The sequence below is a fragment of the Sulfitobacter noctilucae genome (assembly GCF_000622365.1).
In the GTDB taxonomy this organism is placed as follows: domain Bacteria; phylum Pseudomonadota; class Alphaproteobacteria; order Rhodobacterales; family Rhodobacteraceae; genus Sulfitobacter; species Sulfitobacter noctilucae.
Map to the genome: position 1 here is coordinate 443,211 of NZ_JASC01000014.1, position 16,846 is coordinate 460,056.

General features: G+C 50.9%; 13 protein-coding genes. 7 read left to right on the forward strand and 6 right to left on the reverse strand.

Annotated features, from left to right (window positions below; translation table 11 throughout):
- Positions 1–187 precede the first annotated feature (187 nt).
- Positions 188–2,014, reverse strand: a complete 1,827-nt coding sequence (locus Z945_RS0112290) for a DUF4365 domain-containing protein (protein ID WP_081781001.1) — start codon at positions 2,012–2,014, stop codon at positions 188–190.
- 525 nt (positions 2,015–2,539) lie between these two features.
- Positions 2,540–3,688, reverse strand: a complete 1,149-nt coding sequence (locus tag Z945_RS0112295) for an FAD-dependent monooxygenase (protein WP_161634093.1) — start codon at positions 3,686–3,688, stop codon at positions 2,540–2,542.
- Between the two features lie 488 nt (positions 3,689–4,176).
- Here Z945_RS0112295 and Z945_RS0112300 point away from each other — a divergent pair, with 488 nt between their 5' ends.
- Together Z945_RS0112300 and Z945_RS0112305 are read left to right on the forward strand one after the other, a co-directional pair.
- Positions 4,177–5,181, forward strand: coding sequence for a TAXI family TRAP transporter solute-binding subunit (locus Z945_RS0112300; RefSeq protein ID WP_161634094.1), 1,005 nt, complete (start codon positions 4,177–4,179; stop codon positions 5,179–5,181).
- Between the two features lie 37 nt (positions 5,182–5,218).
- Complete coding sequence (locus tag Z945_RS0112305; RefSeq protein ID WP_025052412.1) at positions 5,219–7,114, forward strand: TRAP transporter permease; 1,896 nt, start codon at positions 5,219–5,221, stop codon at positions 7,112–7,114.
- A gap of 48 nt (positions 7,115–7,162) precedes the next feature.
- Here the strand turns inward: Z945_RS0112305 and Z945_RS20105 are convergent, their stop codons facing one another.
- A complete protein-coding gene (locus tag Z945_RS20105) occupies positions 7,163–8,209 on the reverse strand; it encodes an AraC family transcriptional regulator (protein ID WP_025052413.1) in 1,047 nt (348 codons plus the stop codon).
- Between the two features lie 490 nt (positions 8,210–8,699).
- Positions 8,700–8,891, reverse strand: coding sequence for a hypothetical protein (locus Z945_RS20490; RefSeq protein WP_025052414.1), 192 nt, complete (start codon positions 8,889–8,891; stop codon positions 8,700–8,702).
- Between the two features lie 1,224 nt (positions 8,892–10,115).
- On the opposite strand from Z945_RS20490, the gene Z945_RS20110 reads away from it, so the two are divergent.
- The 5 genes from Z945_RS20110 (at position 10,116) to Z945_RS0112345 (ending at position 14,028) form a co-directional block, all read left to right on the forward strand.
- Complete coding sequence (locus Z945_RS20110) at positions 10,116–10,736, forward strand: DUF6634 family protein (protein ID WP_152541118.1); 621 nt, start codon at positions 10,116–10,118, stop codon at positions 10,734–10,736.
- A 30-nt stretch (positions 10,737–10,766) separates the two neighbouring features.
- Positions 10,767–11,570 (forward strand): metallophosphoesterase, encoded by an 804-nt coding sequence (locus Z945_RS0112330; RefSeq protein ID WP_025052416.1) that lies wholly within the window; start codon positions 10,767–10,769, stop codon positions 11,568–11,570.
- A complete protein-coding gene (locus Z945_RS0112335; protein WP_025052417.1) occupies positions 11,567–12,103 on the forward strand; it encodes a 3'-5' exonuclease in 537 nt (178 codons plus the stop codon). Before Z945_RS0112330 ends, Z945_RS0112335 begins: the two co-directional genes overlap by 4 nt.
- A gap of 51 nt (positions 12,104–12,154) precedes the next feature.
- Entirely contained in the window at positions 12,155–13,066 is a 912-nt protein-coding gene (locus Z945_RS0112340; RefSeq protein WP_025052418.1) for a metallophosphoesterase, read from the forward strand.
- A gap of 242 nt (positions 13,067–13,308) precedes the next feature.
- On the forward strand, positions 13,309–14,028 hold the full coding sequence (locus Z945_RS0112345; protein WP_025052419.1) for a hypothetical protein: 720 nt from the start codon (positions 13,309–13,311) through the stop codon (positions 14,026–14,028).
- Between the two features lie 1,069 nt (positions 14,029–15,097).
- Here the strand turns inward: Z945_RS0112345 and Z945_RS0112355 are convergent.
- Entirely contained in the window at positions 15,098–16,369 is a 1,272-nt protein-coding gene (locus Z945_RS0112355; RefSeq protein WP_025052420.1) for a Y-family DNA polymerase, read from the reverse strand.
- Positions 16,366–16,800, reverse strand: a complete 435-nt coding sequence (locus tag Z945_RS0112360) for a LexA family protein (RefSeq protein WP_025052421.1) — start codon at positions 16,798–16,800, stop codon at positions 16,366–16,368. The genes Z945_RS0112355 and Z945_RS0112360 overlap by 4 nt, the downstream gene beginning before the upstream one ends.
- Positions 16,801–16,846 lie beyond the last annotated feature (46 nt).

The following is a 16,846-nucleotide window of genomic DNA, read 5'->3' on the forward strand; positions in this document are numbered from 1 at the left end:
CATGACGTGGGTCGTCCGCGGGCGCAAGTGTCTCAGGTTTAATCGGGGTAGTGACGCGATGATAACTACGCCTTCGTCAGAAGTCCCCAGGATTGTTTGATCCCAAGGTTTGATGGTGCGATCTTTTCTATGGAATGGAAGGAAACCATATGGGACAATTTCCCAAGACGCCGAGGCAAGGCAGAATTCATGAGGGATCAATTGGCTGAAAAGTATCGAAATGGTTACTCATTATAATTCGTGTCCTCAAACCGCGTTCGAAGCGTGCAGGTCGCATCTCCATGTACGCAGCTGCAAGCTGGTCAAAGTTCCCTATTACCTCTTCCGGTAGTTCAGATTTCGTGAGATTTTGGCGAAAAAGTGCATAAACCTCAAAGCCACATCTCCATATGGCTGCCGAGAATGTCGCGTTGAGCAAATTTGAGTTACCAGTCCTACATGCAAAGCTCATAGCGTCTGCCCATAGCGCTTCATCATTATCTATTCGAAAAGCTTCCATCAAAGCAGGTGCAAGCGCAAATTCGAAGGCTTCCTCCTCAATCGCTTGGTCCAAAACGCTAAGCCAAACATTTCTCTTACTTAGTAGAGCAACCTTTCCATCCAAGTTCCGGTCGAAGAACTCAGCTGCCCATTCAGTAAGCCAAACCTTAAGACTTGCTTCGGCTCCGTTTAGCGGGTCAGGCGCACTATCGGCGAGAGCTTGGTAGTACTTTGAAGCAACTTCAAAGTGACCCGAGTAAAGTAAGGCATCCCCAACGCAAATTGAATGTTGAGGATTGGGATCAAGGCCATGTGCGCCGATGTAAAGAATAGCTGACATCTTGAATTTTCCAGAAAAATACAGACAGGAAGCCAGCTCGGCTAGGAAATAAGACTTATGCAGATATGACGGGCTTAGTTTTCTTGCTGAGTTATAGTGGCGTATCGCAGCCTTGTAGTCCCCCCACTGCAGTTGATGGTTGGCCAGCGAATAATGCAAAGAAGATGTCGATAAATCGTCATACGCTTCATGGGCTGAGATAGCTTCGCCATAAAAGCGTTCGATTGCGTCTTTCCTTTCGCCCAATTCAAGTTTGCTCGAAAGGAGTGAATCGATGTACATTATGAACGCGAGGTCTTGTCTAGAATGGATACTGTTTCTGCTTGCAAGATCCGCAGCAATATCAGGTTTATCTATGGCAAGGCATGCAACTCTTGAAGCGATTTCACGGGCGTTGATCGTGTAGTTTTGCTTGTGAATTATGTTGATAAATTCGTTCGCCTGACGAAAGAACTCATAGCCACCTGCCATTTGAGCAAGAGTGTACGCCAAACGCGATAATATCTCATCCGCCGTAAATTCTTCAAGTTTCCAGCCAATACTAGCGATTACATCGATTTTCGCTAACAAAACACCTTCAGAGACTGTCAGCGTAACCGGTAAGCAAATGTCTGGATCAGCTGAATTCAGAACATAATTACTCAAATTTTGAAGCTTAGAAGCCGCCAGTCTAAGCTCAAAGCCTGTATCTCCTGCGACATCGTTCAAATCTATCGTTATGCCGATGGGCGTTTGTCTCGTATCGCTGCGGATGGTTCTCAACACTCTCCCCGAGGTCGGAATCGCCTTTCCAGAATCTGAGGTCCAGAGATCAGAGGCAGAAAATTTGACGGTTACAGTTTGTGTTTCTGGCTCACCTATTTGGGCAAATACATTGGTGAGCCACATGAAATAGAATTCATCTGTTGCATCACAGTAGCGGACCAGCATCGACGGGGTATCTAGGGTTGAAAGGTAGTTGAGGCGATCAACTTTCATGCTGACAGATTGTTTAGCGTTGATATCGTCGGTTGCCTTAAGCTGGGCAAAGAACATCAGCCCAGTGCTACTTCCATCATCATTAAAAATCTCTATCTCCAAATCAACACCGTAGTCTTTGTCTTTTACGCGGCATACCCAAGTTGCGGGCAAACAGGCCTGAAACTTATTAATTGAGATATCTTCAAGTTGATGACTTCTGCTACGAATGGGCAACTTTTGATCCTAACACTGGTGTCGTTTTAGTAATGCTCATGGAGAGTTTTTCTCCATTCTGCTTTAACTGGTCAAGGAATTCCCAAAAAATCGATGCCCAAGGTCCGCTATGCGGGTTGCGATCGCAGCATTGGGAATATGAGGTGAACGGCAGCAATGGGCCGTTCGTGTCGATCGACATAAGGGGCGGAAACCGGTCATTCGCTGCGCCGTTCTCAAACGTCTGGTTTGAAGGCCTAGGCTTGAGGCCGCGTGGTATCCAAGCGGTCTAAGCCTTTGGAATGCCTTTACCTCGGGAAAGCCGTTTCTAAAAGGCTATTCTGAATGGCGCGTTGGGGCCGCCGAAGACATGATACTCTGATCTCCACTCGGCAAGTTCGAGAAAATACCGCCGGCAAAAGGTTTTGGGTAAAGTTTGAAGAACGCCCTTTCTCCTGCTCAGTCTCGGACGGTTTGAGATCAACGACCAGCACACACAATACTGGCCTCTGATTTTAGCAAGCCACTCATTCGATCAGCTGTTATTCACACTGCCACAGTCACGGGGTCGTAGGCCAGCAAACCTCTGTCGATCGCCGGCTTCTGAACCTTTTTAGGGGTCTGTAGCGATTGCCCTTCTTGGCGCGACAGCAGTTGAACACCGTTCCCACGTTCTTTGCGAGCGGCTTCGTATCGCGCAAGTGCTTCTAATGGATCGGATGACGCCTCAAAGGCGCGCCCCACTAACAAAGCATCCTCGAGCGCAAGGCACGCCCCCTGCCCAAGAAATGGTGTCATGGGATGTGCTGCATCGCCAAGCATCGAAACACGTCCAGAGGTCCAAGTGTCGAGCGGTTCACGATCCCGCAACCCCCACTTGAACAGATTGCCTTCGGGGATTTTTGTAATCAGTTCTTTAAGGTGCGGCGCAAAATCAGAATATGCGGCGTAGAATTCATCGTTCTGCGCGGGAATAGCCCAGCCTTCTTCCTGCCAAGTGTCTGACTGACCGCAGCCAATCAAATTCATGATGCTACCGCCGCGCAAAGGATAGTGCATCAAATAGCGTTTCGGGCCGGGGTGCATTGCGTATTCAACGTCCAGAACTTTCTGGGGCACTAACTCGGATGGAATGAGCGCACGGAATGCGACCTGACCATTAAAGGACGTGGCTTCGCCGGGGAACAACTGTGAGCGGATGGCCGAGGCATTGCCGTCAGCTCCGATTAGAATATCGCCGCGATCAACCGCCCCATTCTGGAACCTGACTTCCACACCTGTGTCGTCTTGCTCAAGCTCTATAAACTGATGGCCGGCATGCAACGCTTCCGGATCATTGGCTTTGACAGCCTCCATCAGCAATCTATGCAAATCAGCGCGATGCACCTGCAACGTCTTCATGCCGTATTTCTCGAAGATATCGCTGTTTGACACGACGCGGTAGGCTTCACCCGTGTCGTATTTGCAGGTCTTCATTGCATCGACGCAGCTTGAGATCTCAGCCAGTTTTTCGTCTACGCCAAGGTTGTGCAGCGCTTTTCGGGCGTTTGCGGTAATGATAACGCCTGCACCGATGTCACGAATTTCTGCTGCGCGTTCGTACAGCGCCACTTTAAAGCCGCGTCTTTGCAGCGCCAATCCTGCTGCGAGACCGCCAATTCCGGCGCCAACGATGATGATGCGAATGTCTTTCATAAGTGTGTCCTCCCGATCCGTTTGCACCATCTGAACAAACTGTCCGGGGTCCTGCTTTGCTCAGACTGCAATGCCTGCGTTCACACCGCAGTAATGAAGATAGCGGGGACGTATGTTTGAACATTCTGGTAAAACGCAACGGGTTAACGAACAAAATGCCTTATTTACAGGTGGTTATACTGCGGTTCGGCGATGTGGCGTCGCTCGGCTCAGACGGCCCGACTGTATTATGACAACTGCAAAGTTATGCTGTGTGCGGCAAGTTTTAGCGTTCTCAGCAAAGCCGCCGCCACATCTCCATGACTAAACTATACATCTGTGCAGTGATTTGCAGTTCCGATGCCGCTGTCTGGTATGGCCAGAGGCATATTCGGCTAAACTCCACGAAGAGAGTTTGCAATCCACTGCGCTTGTGCACACTCGACCTACTTGTGCACAGTATTAAACGCGCGGCCCTGTGTTGCAGGGCTGCACTTGGGAGGAACAAAATGAACAAACTACAGTCTTTTGCATGCGCTCTACTCGTAGCGGCAGCGCCCCAGTTTGCCAGTGCTCAAGCCACTCAATTCACAATTGGCACTAATCCGGTTGGCACCGCTTTTAATGCCGTTGGTGTTGCGCTCGCCGGTGCGGTCACCAAGCATGCAGGCGTGCGCACAACGGCCCAACCGTACACAGGAAGCGCGGTTATGGGCCCCTTGGTCAACGCGGGAGAGTTGACCATCGGCATGACTACCACCTTTGGCTCTGGCCGCGATCTGCGCGGCGTCGATAACGGGGTACCGATGCAGAACCTGCGTGTTCTGGCAAGAATGTGGACGTTACCGTATGGTTATATGGTAAAGAAAAATACGGGTTTCACGACCATAGCGGACCTGAAGGGCAAGAAAGTTGTCGTCGATATTCGCGGCAACACTGCTTTAGCGGCCACCAACGCAGCGCTGCTTGAAACGGCTGGCCTCGCAGTAGAAGACGTGACTGCAGTTGATGTGGCATCCCTTCCGCAAGGCGTCTCGGCTGTTGAGGACGGCTCGGTCGATGCAACATCGGTGGCCTTGCCAATTGCTGTGGTCAAGCAAGCCAACGCGACCATTCCCGGCGGCATCCAGTTTTTGGACATAACCGGCCCGAACGCCACCCAAGATTACCTCAGTGAGATCGCGCCAGGGCTGACGCTGATAAAAATTCCAGGCGGTGCGATGGCGGGCGTAGATACCGATATTACGACCATGGGCCTTGAGGTGGCGGTCTATACATCCACCGCATTGTCGGATGAGGATGCCGGGAAAATTCTGGGCGCGATTGAGGCCGAGTGGACAGAGTTGCAAGCGCAGTTCGGGTTCTTTCGTCGTAAACAGCCATCGGATTTTGTGCATGCCGCTTCGATGGCCCAGCCCTATCATGAAGGTGCCATCGCCTACTACAAAAGTAAGGGGTACTGGACTGATGAGGCTCAGGCCAAGCAGGACATGTTAATCTCCGAATTGCAGTAGTCGGGAAGAGGACGCTGACGTGGGCACGTGGACTGTAATGTATCGCAATACCCTCTTGGGATTGCCGCTTGTTCTTGGGGCGCTGTGGATCTTTGATGTTCCGCTCCTGCTGGGTATCGCGATCCTGTCGCCATCGTATCTGGCGGTCATTGTTGGGCTGGGAATTGCATCCGCATTTCTGGCCCACCCCTTCCGGGCGCAACCGGGCTTCTTGGAGATTGCCGTGGGCTTGCTTGCCATGGCTGCCTGGTTCTATTGCGCGATTAATATCGATGCCTGGCTCTACACGCCGCACATTCGCGGACCTGAAAAGCTCGTTCCAGCGCTGATTGGCATTGCACTTTTATGCGAGGCGCTGCGGCGCGTTGCAGGAATGGGAATTGCCTCGCTGATTGCCATCATGTTTGCCTATGGCGTCTTTAGTCAATATGCACCCGGGGTGCTGCGCGGCACCAGCGTTCCTTTCGATCGCTACGCCATCTATTTGTATTCAGACACCAGTGGCATCCTTGGTTTTGTCATGGAAGTCGTTGCAGGCATGGTGATGGCATTCGTCATCCTGGGACAGTTCATGAAACAGTGTGGCACCACACATTTTTTCAATGACCTGAGTATGTCATTGTTCGGCAGGCAGACTGGCGGAGCCGCAAAAGTGGCCGTTGTAGGAAGCTCGTTGATGGGGATGATCAACAGTTCAACGGTTGGCAATATCCTGTCTACTGGCGTGATCACCATACCGCTGATGAAACGCTCGGGGTTCAGACCGCATGTGGCTGCGGGAGTTGAAGCGGTGGCGTCCAACGGCAGCCAGCTGGCGCCGCCTGTCATGGGGGCCACCGCCTTTCTGATCGCTGAATTTCTCGAGATTCCCTATACCGAAGTGGCACTCGCCGCGCTTATTCCTGCTCTGTTGTACTACCTCATTCTCTTTGCGCAGGTCGATTTTTACGCGCGCGCAACCAAGGTCGAAACACTTCAGATCGAAGGCACTCCAACCTTTGGAAACGTCATGAAAAGGGGATGGCTTTTCTTATTTCCTATCGCCGTTTTACTTATTTTGCTTTTCTACTTCAGGCACAACCCGGCTGAGAGTGCGCTGATTGCTGCGGTCTCAAACATCGTCCCGCTGGTGATTCTGAGGAGCGAGCTGGTTAATTTCAAACTGGTCTCGGACTTCTTTATTGAAGCAGGCCGATCAATGTTGCCCTTGATCCTGATCGGTGCCGCATCCGGCATCGTGATCGGCGTCATGAACCTGACCGGGCTCGGGTTCAATATCACCATGGTTTTGGGTCAGGTGGGAGAGACATATGGGTTGTTCCCTGTGCTTCTGATCACCGCATTCTTGTGTATCCTTCTTGGCATGGGGATGCCCACGGCGGCGGTGTATGTGATCGTTGCTGTGTTGCTGACGCCGATTTTGATAAAGATCGGCGTCACGCCCATCGCCGCACATATGTTTGTCCTCTACTTCGGCTTAGCCTCCATGCTCACACCGCCTGTCGCGATCGCATCCTACGTCGCGGCGGGCATCGCAAAAACCTCTATGTGGAAAGCGGGCATGGCTGGTCTGACGCTCGGATCATCGTCGTTCCTGTTGCCGTTTCTCTTTGCCTATAACCCGGCGCTTTTGATGCAAGGAAGCTGGACAGAGATCCTCATCTCGTTCTGTTTGGCGGGATTGTCGGGAATGCTACTCGCTTATGCGATGTGCTTTTTAGGATTATTAAAAGGACGCGGGTTGCTGCATGGGCCAATCCCATTCGCCTTAAGCCTCTGCGTTGCGGTATCGTCTTTGTGGATTCAAGACTACCTTTTGGGTGTGGGGGCAGTTGCAGCCGTTGGACTCGGGTATCTGGTCTGGCTGGTCCGCGGCATCAGTGGCACCGCAGCTTTGAAGGGGGTGCAGGCAACCGCAGACCCCACCACGTAACTGCCAGACCGCCAGCCGCAACTGATCGCAGGCATCTTCAAGTTGCTGTCAGGCCTGTCGCAAAGTCTCTGAAGGGCTTTCCCTGAACCGAATGCGATAGTCCCGCGAAAACTGGCTCATATTGGTATAGCCGGCTTTCATGGCGGCTTCGGTCACACTGTTTGCCCCATGGCGATAGCCCTTGCTTAACTCGGCACGCGCAATATCAAGGCGCACAGATTTCAAGTAAAGCATGGGTGTGGAGGCGCGATATGTTTTGAAGCCGTTGTAGATGGAGCGCGCACTCACGCCGCTTATCTCAACCAGGTCCTGCATGCTGATAGGTTCATGCGCACATTGCTGGATATACTGCTCAACGCGACGGACATAGTAAGGGGCCAGGGTCGATGCACTTTGTCGTATCCGACCGGTGCTATAAGAGTTGGGAATGGTGTTGAGAAGCATCAGAAGCAATGTGCGTTCTGCAAGGCGTGACACCTGCCCTGTCAAACTTGGCACCTCTTCGCTCAGGTCCTGACAAATCGTGAGGATATAGTTCCATAGGGTCGGCACCGTCCCGACATCCATGACTTGCAAGTTGCCGAAATCCAACGGCTCATCGGACTGCGCGCCCATTTCGCTGATGGCGACTTGTTCCAACGCGCGCCTACTGAGCCAGATGGTCAACATTTGAGTGGAACCGGACCATCGTTTGCTGCAGGGCGCAGTTGCTTCGATGAGCACCATTTGGCCAGGGGTTGCGCTGATGTTAGATTGGCCCAGTTTGAACTCGGCGGTGCCGCGGAAAACGAGATGCAAAAAAACCGTGTCCGCATCCAGCTCGCTCCGGATATCATAGCCCGTTTGCGTGTCCAAACGAATAAGCTTGAATAGGATCTTGTCTAATCTGGCAGACCGCATGTCGTAGTAGTGAAAGCCTGTGGCCTGCCGCATTGAAAAATTAAACAACCCTTCAGTATTTTCTTCAATATAGCGTTTGGCATGGGAGTAATTGGCGGTCGCAAACTTTGGCTCGGGGGACAGCAGTGTGCCCTGTGGTGAGAAGTCTTCCTCACGGCTCAAGACGCGGTATTGATCGGCGCGTGCGGTGGTCATTGTCGTCTCCAAACATGCCCTTTTTATCTCTACGACTGGTTCACCAAGTTGGATAGGCGCGCAGCACAGTCACGCTACCAAAGCAGATGTCGCTTTGGTGCAGAATGGCATGAGCTTGAGAGCGTTACAATCCAACCGACGTTTAAGAGAGGTTGATCAGCCAAGCTATTGGGTCTCCCAGATTTGGAACCAAACCATGCTTTGTGAACTAAAGACGCCTGTTCGGTATCTTGTCAGATATCACCCAGGAAGACATGCTGCAATATCTATGGCGAAACTGACATGCTGCAGGAAAGGGGGTCTTCATGCTTCCTACTGATAGTAGAGCTCAGAATTCTCAGCGGTGGAGCAATGACAGGCAGGCCGAGCCAAAGCGTATATTTCAACGAAAAGGCACCCGATGCTCTTCGGCCTGTCAGATTTGTTAATCGCTGTGGCCGCGCAGGAAAATTGCCCTCTAAAAGCGATTTCATTGCTATGTGTCCTGAAGCTACCACGTCGCATTGCGTTCCGCACAAAGAATTATGAAACGACCAAGTAGACGTTCTCTGCGCAAGCGGAAATAATGAAAACAGCCGTTAGCTGACAAGGTAGTAAAGTTGGCTTTCTTGAAGTCACCGCGCAGCAGTTCTGCGATGGACCAGGTGAAAGACGCGTTGTTGTTGATGGTATCCTGGCTCAAAGCAGGTCTCCTGAAATATAGATGCGCAATCCACTGTTACCATCAACGTAGGCATAAGTCTTAGGATTAGAATCTCTCAGCTGAACAAAATTGTGGATTATCTCAAGTCAAACCAGCGGTGAGGGACCGTTTGATGTGAATTACATCGAGATTGCGAAAGTCCTCAGGGTTTTACTGCCACCGCATCGCAATAATTATTCATAAAACAAAAAATGGTCCTGTAACAGTCTGATCCATTGTTTCTATTGTGTAAAACCGAAGCTCAGACGCAGAATGGATTGGCTGTAACAGGAAAGTTGTTTTGAAACAATGAGTTATGAAAATGTTACGATGTTACGCCCATATGAGTGTCTCTATGTGCGTGTGGATGTATGTGTACATGCATGTGTGTGTGGGTACATATATATATTACTATGATTTCTGTAACATATACATATATATAGAAATATTTATTTTATATCAGACACTTAGAGGTGTTACTTAAGGTGTAACATTTTGCTCTGCTGTAACAGGCGTTCAAAGGCCTCAATGCGGGTCTGCGGAGGTATCGTAACCCTTTGATTGGATGTAATAAAATAGAAGCTCTTGCTTTTATATTTTGCCAAATTCAAAGGCGAATTCTCGTTACAGCAGCGTCAACTTGCTCAGAGCAATCTCCCGAATTGGGGCTTTTGAACTGGTTCTGTCATCCGGTCTGGTCTCACTCGGCACCGGTATTTTGAGTAGGCGATCGGTGAATATTCGCAATTAACAGCGATTTCTGTTGGACGCTGTAACAAAAAGACTTCGAAATTTCTGGCAATTGATCGGTTTTTCGCAGCGCAAATTTTTTCAAGCGGATACCTTTCTACGCCTAATTGAGCGATTTTCGGGTCAAAATTCTCTTGTTCATTTACTTTTTCGCATACGAGCTTGTCACTCAAATGCTGGGCAGGCCGGTCCATTGCATTCTGATTACAAGGAGTTTTTATGCTTTCCCCTTGGTCTCGGTTGGATTTCAATATGATTTTTCGCACTTACGGAGAAGTCATTAAGCTGCAGGAGAGTTTTATTTTTCACAATAAAAACAGAATCCTAGTCGTTGACTCTTTGATTTATGCTGTCCATTCAATGGGTGGAAGCGAGCGAGGTGCCCTTTGATTAACAACAAGCTGAATGTCCCAAACGGCTCGGAATACCCTTTATTTATTCGCTGCCATGTCGTTTTATTCTGGGAGTGCTGACATGGATCCGAATGCAGATGGTCTACGAGTAATTCACGCTCTGCGGCGGGCAGAACCGCCGGCTTTTACCAAAGAAAAAGGTAAATTGTATGTCATAGCAGACACGATCCCATTGGAGGCTCTCGAAGCCACCGAATCTTTGTTTCCGGCAGTCAAATACATCAAAATAGATGGGGTCTGGTGTCTGCCAGCAGATTGCTGGAATTTTTTCAGGACGCAGCTGATGTCGACGCTCGGTACTCGAATGACGAACCGATCTCTGCGTTTCAGTATGCTCGGACCAACTTCTGGTGAACTGAAAGATGCGCCACTCTTGCAGCCGTGGGCAGCAATCCGCGATCCGCAATTTGGTGGAGCTATTCTGCTGGGCATACAATCAGGTCATCCGACACTGAGAAGTCGTCTTATTAATACCTCTCGCCTTTGCGGCATTGCCGCAGATCAGTCTTGGGCGCGTACGGCGTCACGCTGGTACCGAGTGCAAAATCTATTGAGGCAAGAGGATCTTGTCGACCGGCTCGGCCATCAGGTCGCCGGGCTCGAGCATCTGACGCTTGATGCTTGGGAAATTAGGGCCTTCGTCGAACGCGATCAGATTGATGCGGGTGTTCGAAATGTCTGACCAGATTTTTTTAGATCGTCGGGAGCATTGATGAAGTTACTTGTACTTGGGGATATCCACTGCGACCTGCACTTCGCAAATGCTGTAGATCCGTTCAAAAATGTTTCAGACGCGCAACTTCGAGCCATCATGCACTGTGTGCTGGCCGGTGACGTAAGCAACAAAGGGCATAAAAAGTGGAAAGAATGTCTCCGATGGATTACCGCTCGGCTGCCTAAGGCTCACTTCTTCGTAATGCCGGGAAACCATGATTATTACAATGGCTGCATTGATCAAGAAGACAAGCTGCGCGATGTCGCGGCTGCACATGGTGCGGCATTTATTCAGAAATCCGAGCTGGTTTTTGGCCGGCACCGCATTCTGTGCTGCACTTTGTGGACCGATTTCGAGGTCTACGGCGATCGAACAGACAACATGCGACACGCTGCAACCTACATGAATGATTACAACTTCATCAGGATCGCCAGAAAGAGCTGCAAAAAGCTCGTGCCAGTTGAGACAGCGCAAATTCACCTCGATCATCGTCGCTGGTTGGAAGAAAGGCTGTCGACATCCTTTGACGGGGAGACGACGGTCATCACGCACCATGCGCCGCATGTAATGGCGCTGAAGGGCAGAGCAGGTACTGGTCCGTGCTATGCCTTTGATCTGGAGGCGATGATCATCAAGTACAAGCCCGAACGGTGGCTGTACGGCCATACACATCACCGGATTACATTCACTGTGGGCCAGACATCGCTGACCAATGTCTCTGTCGGTTACCGCGGGGAGCATGACCCGATTAACGATCTCGCATGGTTTGCATTTGACATGGATGGAGGAGATGCACCGTGACGAACAAGCTATACACTAAGGTCGCGTTTCTTGATTTTGAGGCAAGCAGTCTTGATAAAGATAGCTGGCCGGTAGAGATCGGGCTCAGCTGGGTCGATCAAAATTTGGACGTTCAGACTTTTGAAAGCCTGATCCGTCCCGCACCAGAATGGCCCGAAGATGCATGGTCCCCGGCGAGTGCTGCAATACACAACATCGCGCGTCGTGATTTGGACAACGCACCGGACATTATAACTGTCGTAAATGCGTTTTTACATGCACTGAAAGGGCGTATCGCGCTGTCAGACGCCGTCTCGTTCGAGCGTCACTGGCTTGACCAGCTGTTCGGCGCTGCGGGGGTCTCCGATCATGTCTCAATCCACGATTTCGATGCGGCAACGCTGGGAGCGTTCCCGCCAAATGTCCTCGATCACGTCTATGAGCGTCTCGACCGTACCCAGGCACCGCACCGGGCAGGGCCTGACAGTGCGCGGATGGCAAAGGCATGGATAGCGGGCCTAAGGATGGAACGACACGCGTCAGGGTCCCGTTGATATGATCCCTTTTACTCGACCTGATATCCCATATGAACGGGTTGATTGAACATGCCCTCCGACCTGCTGTTTTACAAATCCTATCGTCTGCCGTGGCGTGAGCTTCCTAGCAGTATTCCAGATGATACCGAGGCATTTGTGATCGGCGATGTGCATGGGCAAGCTGACTTACTGGCGCAGGTCCTCAAGGAGATAAAGGAAGTACCGCGTGAGGCGCAAACCCGTCATCTCGTTTTTCTGGGCGATCTGATCGACCGCGGCCCGTCATCCATTGAAGCCGTCAATCTGGCTATGAGGGCAGGGGAGCTCGCAGGAGCGGATAACTTGCACGTTTTACCAGGCAATCACGATGTGGCGCTCTATTTCGGCCTGTCGTCGGAGAGTGTACTATCATTCTGGGTAGGCGGTGGAGGAAAAACCGTCCTTTCTGAAATCGGTGTGTCTGAACAGACCCATACCTTAGCCGAGATCACCGGCAAGCTACTCCAAGCTTTTCATCCCGAATATCTCAGATGGATCGGGGAGAGGCCGAGCCATTTGAGATTGGGTGATCTGATTTTCGTCCACGCAGGTGTCCATCCAGATGGTGACATCGACGAGTTTCTGGCTCAGGACCACTTCTTTCTCGGCGTAGATGACCACTGGGCCACTATGAGGTACCCGTTTCTGTCGCATCAAGGTGGCTGGAATAGCCGCGATCCAGACCCGGATCGTCGCGACCGTAGACCGACAGTTATCGTCCATGGCCATACGCCTGCTCTGCGAACGGATCTGGTCAGTAATGAGGATCTGGAAATTTGCGATGGGATCGAGATTTACCGGACGATTGCACTCGACATTGGCGCGGCCTATAGGCGTCAGCTGGCCTATGGGCGTTTTCTGAATCAGGGTGGAGTAGCCCAGGTTCAGATCCACGCTGTAGCTGGATTTGATCCTTTAGATGAAGGGGATCTTAGGCATTAGCCTTGGTCTTTAGGGCACATTCCTCAAAATCGCTTCGATTGCGCTGAATTGTAGTCTGGGGCTGACGACAAAGCTTTTGCAAAAATTTGTGCAGAGGAGGAAGAGTATTTTAAACAATCTACATGGAATTTATATAACAAGGCTGAAAAAAAGGGGATCGTCCTTTTGCCCTGAAAATTGGAGTTTCCTGCAAGCCTGAGAAACGAGCGCGCGCTAAAAATCAAAAATCTTTTGATTTTGCTGTGCCATATGGAAAGCCGGAGGTCGCCTACGGTGCTAAGGCTACAGTTCAATCGCTGGAGACTGAACTGAAAAACCGGCTAAAGATGTATCGTGTTAAGACCGATGTGGGGGCCACAGAAATTTTTCCGCTCGAATTCTGGGACAAAATTGTTTGGGCAATCAGGCACTGCTTGATATCACCAGAAGACACCAATGTTCTTGTTTGGCGGGCAGCAAATGACGTTATGGACCTTTCGGATGCACCTGAGGTTGTTCTGTTCAAATTAGATACCCACAGATCGGAGCGTAATCCTGACCCATGTATTACTCAACAAATCAATCTCATACTTAAACGGCGGTTTGAAAAATTTAACTTCTCATGCCCAACCTTGGACCAAGGTCATGCGAAAAATGTTGTCGTGAAAGATACGCCTGAATACGTGACCGTCACTTATCGCATCGACTTTTCGATCGATCCAGATTCTGATTCGGAAGCTCCTTCCTGGCGAAAGTGCAGATTTACTGTTATGCGATTTATCCCCACGTGGAAGCTTGGAATTGAGAAGGCTCGATCTGCGGATCTAAGGTTGCCTGGGTTCGATCGCTTTTCTGCCAAGTTCACAGAAACACTATCAAAGCGAACTGGGTTTCAGGAAAGGTCGGTTACAGCATTTTCTGGTCGTCGTTTGGATAAAGAGTTGGAAGCTGAGCTTTTGGAGGCAGAATTCGTTGATGATTAAACGAACCTGCCGATTTTTGGTTCCATTACAATCAGTGCTTGGCCTGAGCGTGCCCAATATCGGTCACCTTGCGGAACCAACATCAGCATTATGAAACACTGCGTTTTCCGATCGCCAAACTGCAGACTCTGGCTCTCGGGGGATTATCAAAAGCGATCGGGCTACTTCAATGGTATTGCAAGTTTCACCAAATGATGTCGCTGAAGGCGACGACGACACCAAAGGTATAGGTAATGGCCTGACGAAAGATCAAAAGCCATGATAGCCCACCATCCATGTGAATTTGATGCGAGCAGAGGTACCAATAATGCGGCCTCCCCTGATCTTGTACCAATCGGCTTTGCCGTACTAAGGGGGCGATGCTGATCTGACACATTTTTTGCTTTCGCAATCTAATAGCGACCTCAATGATCTCAAAGGCCCATACAGGGTCAAAGTCGTATTTCGAGTTGGATCCGGGCTCGGGTGGCGAAGGGACCTTCTAAGGCCGCTACATGCGCAAAATGGGAGATTGCTAAGCGAAATGCCACTTGATTACGGTTTCATGTACAAGACCGAGTGAGAAGGCAGGAATGCATGATGCACGATTGCCGTGTTACAAACCCTAAAATGTAAGTGAAACCAGGTAAGGGTTTGAAAAGTATAGAGATAAGTCATCTTTTTTTGATTGCAGGGAGATTTGTGGCAGAAATTATTAAACATTATTAGTAACTTAGTTCATTTTTCGTGTAACGTTACAGGTGGCTATATGAATGCAGGTGTGCGCGTGCGTGCGTGTGTTCGTGTAATACTCTATTTATATCTATCTGTAACATCTAACATATATTTATATAACCTATTGATATTATTTAAAATAAAGGTGTCGCGGGCATTGTTACGCATAGTAACGAGCTCTCGCCTTTGATTTTGCTTGATAAAAGTAATCACTTCAAAGATCCGCACGCCGTTTTTAGGAGGTTTTCTGTGTTTTTGCCACGATGATCGTTCGCATAAAACGTACTGGGCAGTGTATCTGCTTTACCTTCGCGGTCGTCCTCGCGGGAACTGTCGCCATAGCTTTAGTTGAAACCTACCTGACAACTGGCAGATCAGAGATCCTGGTCGTGTATCGCGGACTACGATGATCGGCCCGCAGCTGCCACGAGCGCTTCATCCCTTCGCTCGCAAGCACCATCGTTTTCTTGCCGAACCGGTCATTCACCTGATCGAGGGCTGACATGAGAGCGGCGGATCTTGGCCGAGCTATATCAAACAGCGTTCGTGGTCGATCCTCGAACCTTACCAGATCATCGAGCAGTACGCCGGCCGTCGTAAAACCGAATGTCCCAACTTGTCCTTTCGGCCAGGCTGCCTGCGCGCACCGCCGGGCTGCATTCACCAGATCGAAGGTATCCGCAGACATCGGCATCAACCGTGTTGATCGAGACCCGGAGTATTGTGGCCTGTCCTGCCGGTGGCGGTTTGTATGGTAGAAGACCGTCAGCGTTACGGCTACCAACCCATGTCGGCGCAGCTTTTCCGCAGCGCGTGTCGCATGTGCGGTAATTGCTTGAAACAGCGTATCGAAGTCTGTCATCGGAGTGCCTGCAGAGCGGGTAACGGCCATCCCTTTGCGCTGAGGCTCGACCTCATCGAAGGAGAGGCATGCCTCCCCCTGTAGCTCTAACACAGTCCGTTCAAGCACCACGGTACCAACGGAGCGGGCCTGACGAAGTGGCATGTCCCGCAGATCTGCAGCTGTGTGGATACCGACAGCGGCAAGCTTCTTTTTCGGCTGGCGCCCGACGCCCCAGATGTCCCCAACCGGAACCATCGGCAGGATAAAGTTCGCCAGGGTTTCATCCATCATGTCCAGAACACCTGCAAAGATCGGGTTCTTCTTCGCCACATCGTTCGCGCATTTCGCCAGCGTTTTGGACGAAGCAATGCCGACCCGCACAGGGACACCGATACGTTGCAGCACCTCGGAACGCATGGCGCGGGCATGGGCGGTACGATCTTTGAAACCTGCAAAATCAAGAAAGCACTCGTCGATCGAGTAGATCTCAATGTTCGGAGTGAAGTCTTCGTAGACTTCCACAATGCGCCGGGAAATATCGCCGTAGAGTGTGTAGTTTGAGCTGAAGACCCGGATGCCATGGGCCTCCACCTTGTCCCGGATCAGATGCAGGGGCTCTCCCATTTTGATACCGAGCGCCTTCGCCTCGTCGCTGCGCGCGACAGCGCACCCGTCATTGTTCGACAGTACGATAACAGGAACGTTTTTAAGGGTGGGGTCAAAGATCCGTTCTGCAGATACGTAGAAATTCGCGCTGTCACTGATCGCAATAGGTCGTTTCACGCCAGATCATACCGCCGCACGACGCCTGCGATCACGCCCCAGATTTCACTGTCTTCGGTAAGCTCGATGTCAGGAAACTTCTCCCTGCTGTTCGCCGGAGCCAGATAATACCGATCCGAGCGTTTACGCAGGATCTTTGCCGTCACGGCACCCTCGACCACAGCAAGGACCGCGCGCCCGAGGCGCTTCTTACCAGAGCGATCTACCGCGATGATGTCGCCGTTCCGGATGCCTACGTCCCACAGACAGTCGCCCTCCACGCGCCACCAAAAGGTCGAGGCAGGGTGCCTTACGACCCAGCCGATCGGGTCGATTTCATCCTCGAGGTCGTCCCCGGCGGGAGACGGGAAGCCCGCGCTGACGGAAACGGTCACGAGCTTCAGAGGAGTACCCTCAGCCGCGACGGGTTGTTCGATGAGCTGTACTGGCATAGAGGTTCCTCTGTGTTCATGTTTTGTTCTAATTTGGGTATGTGCC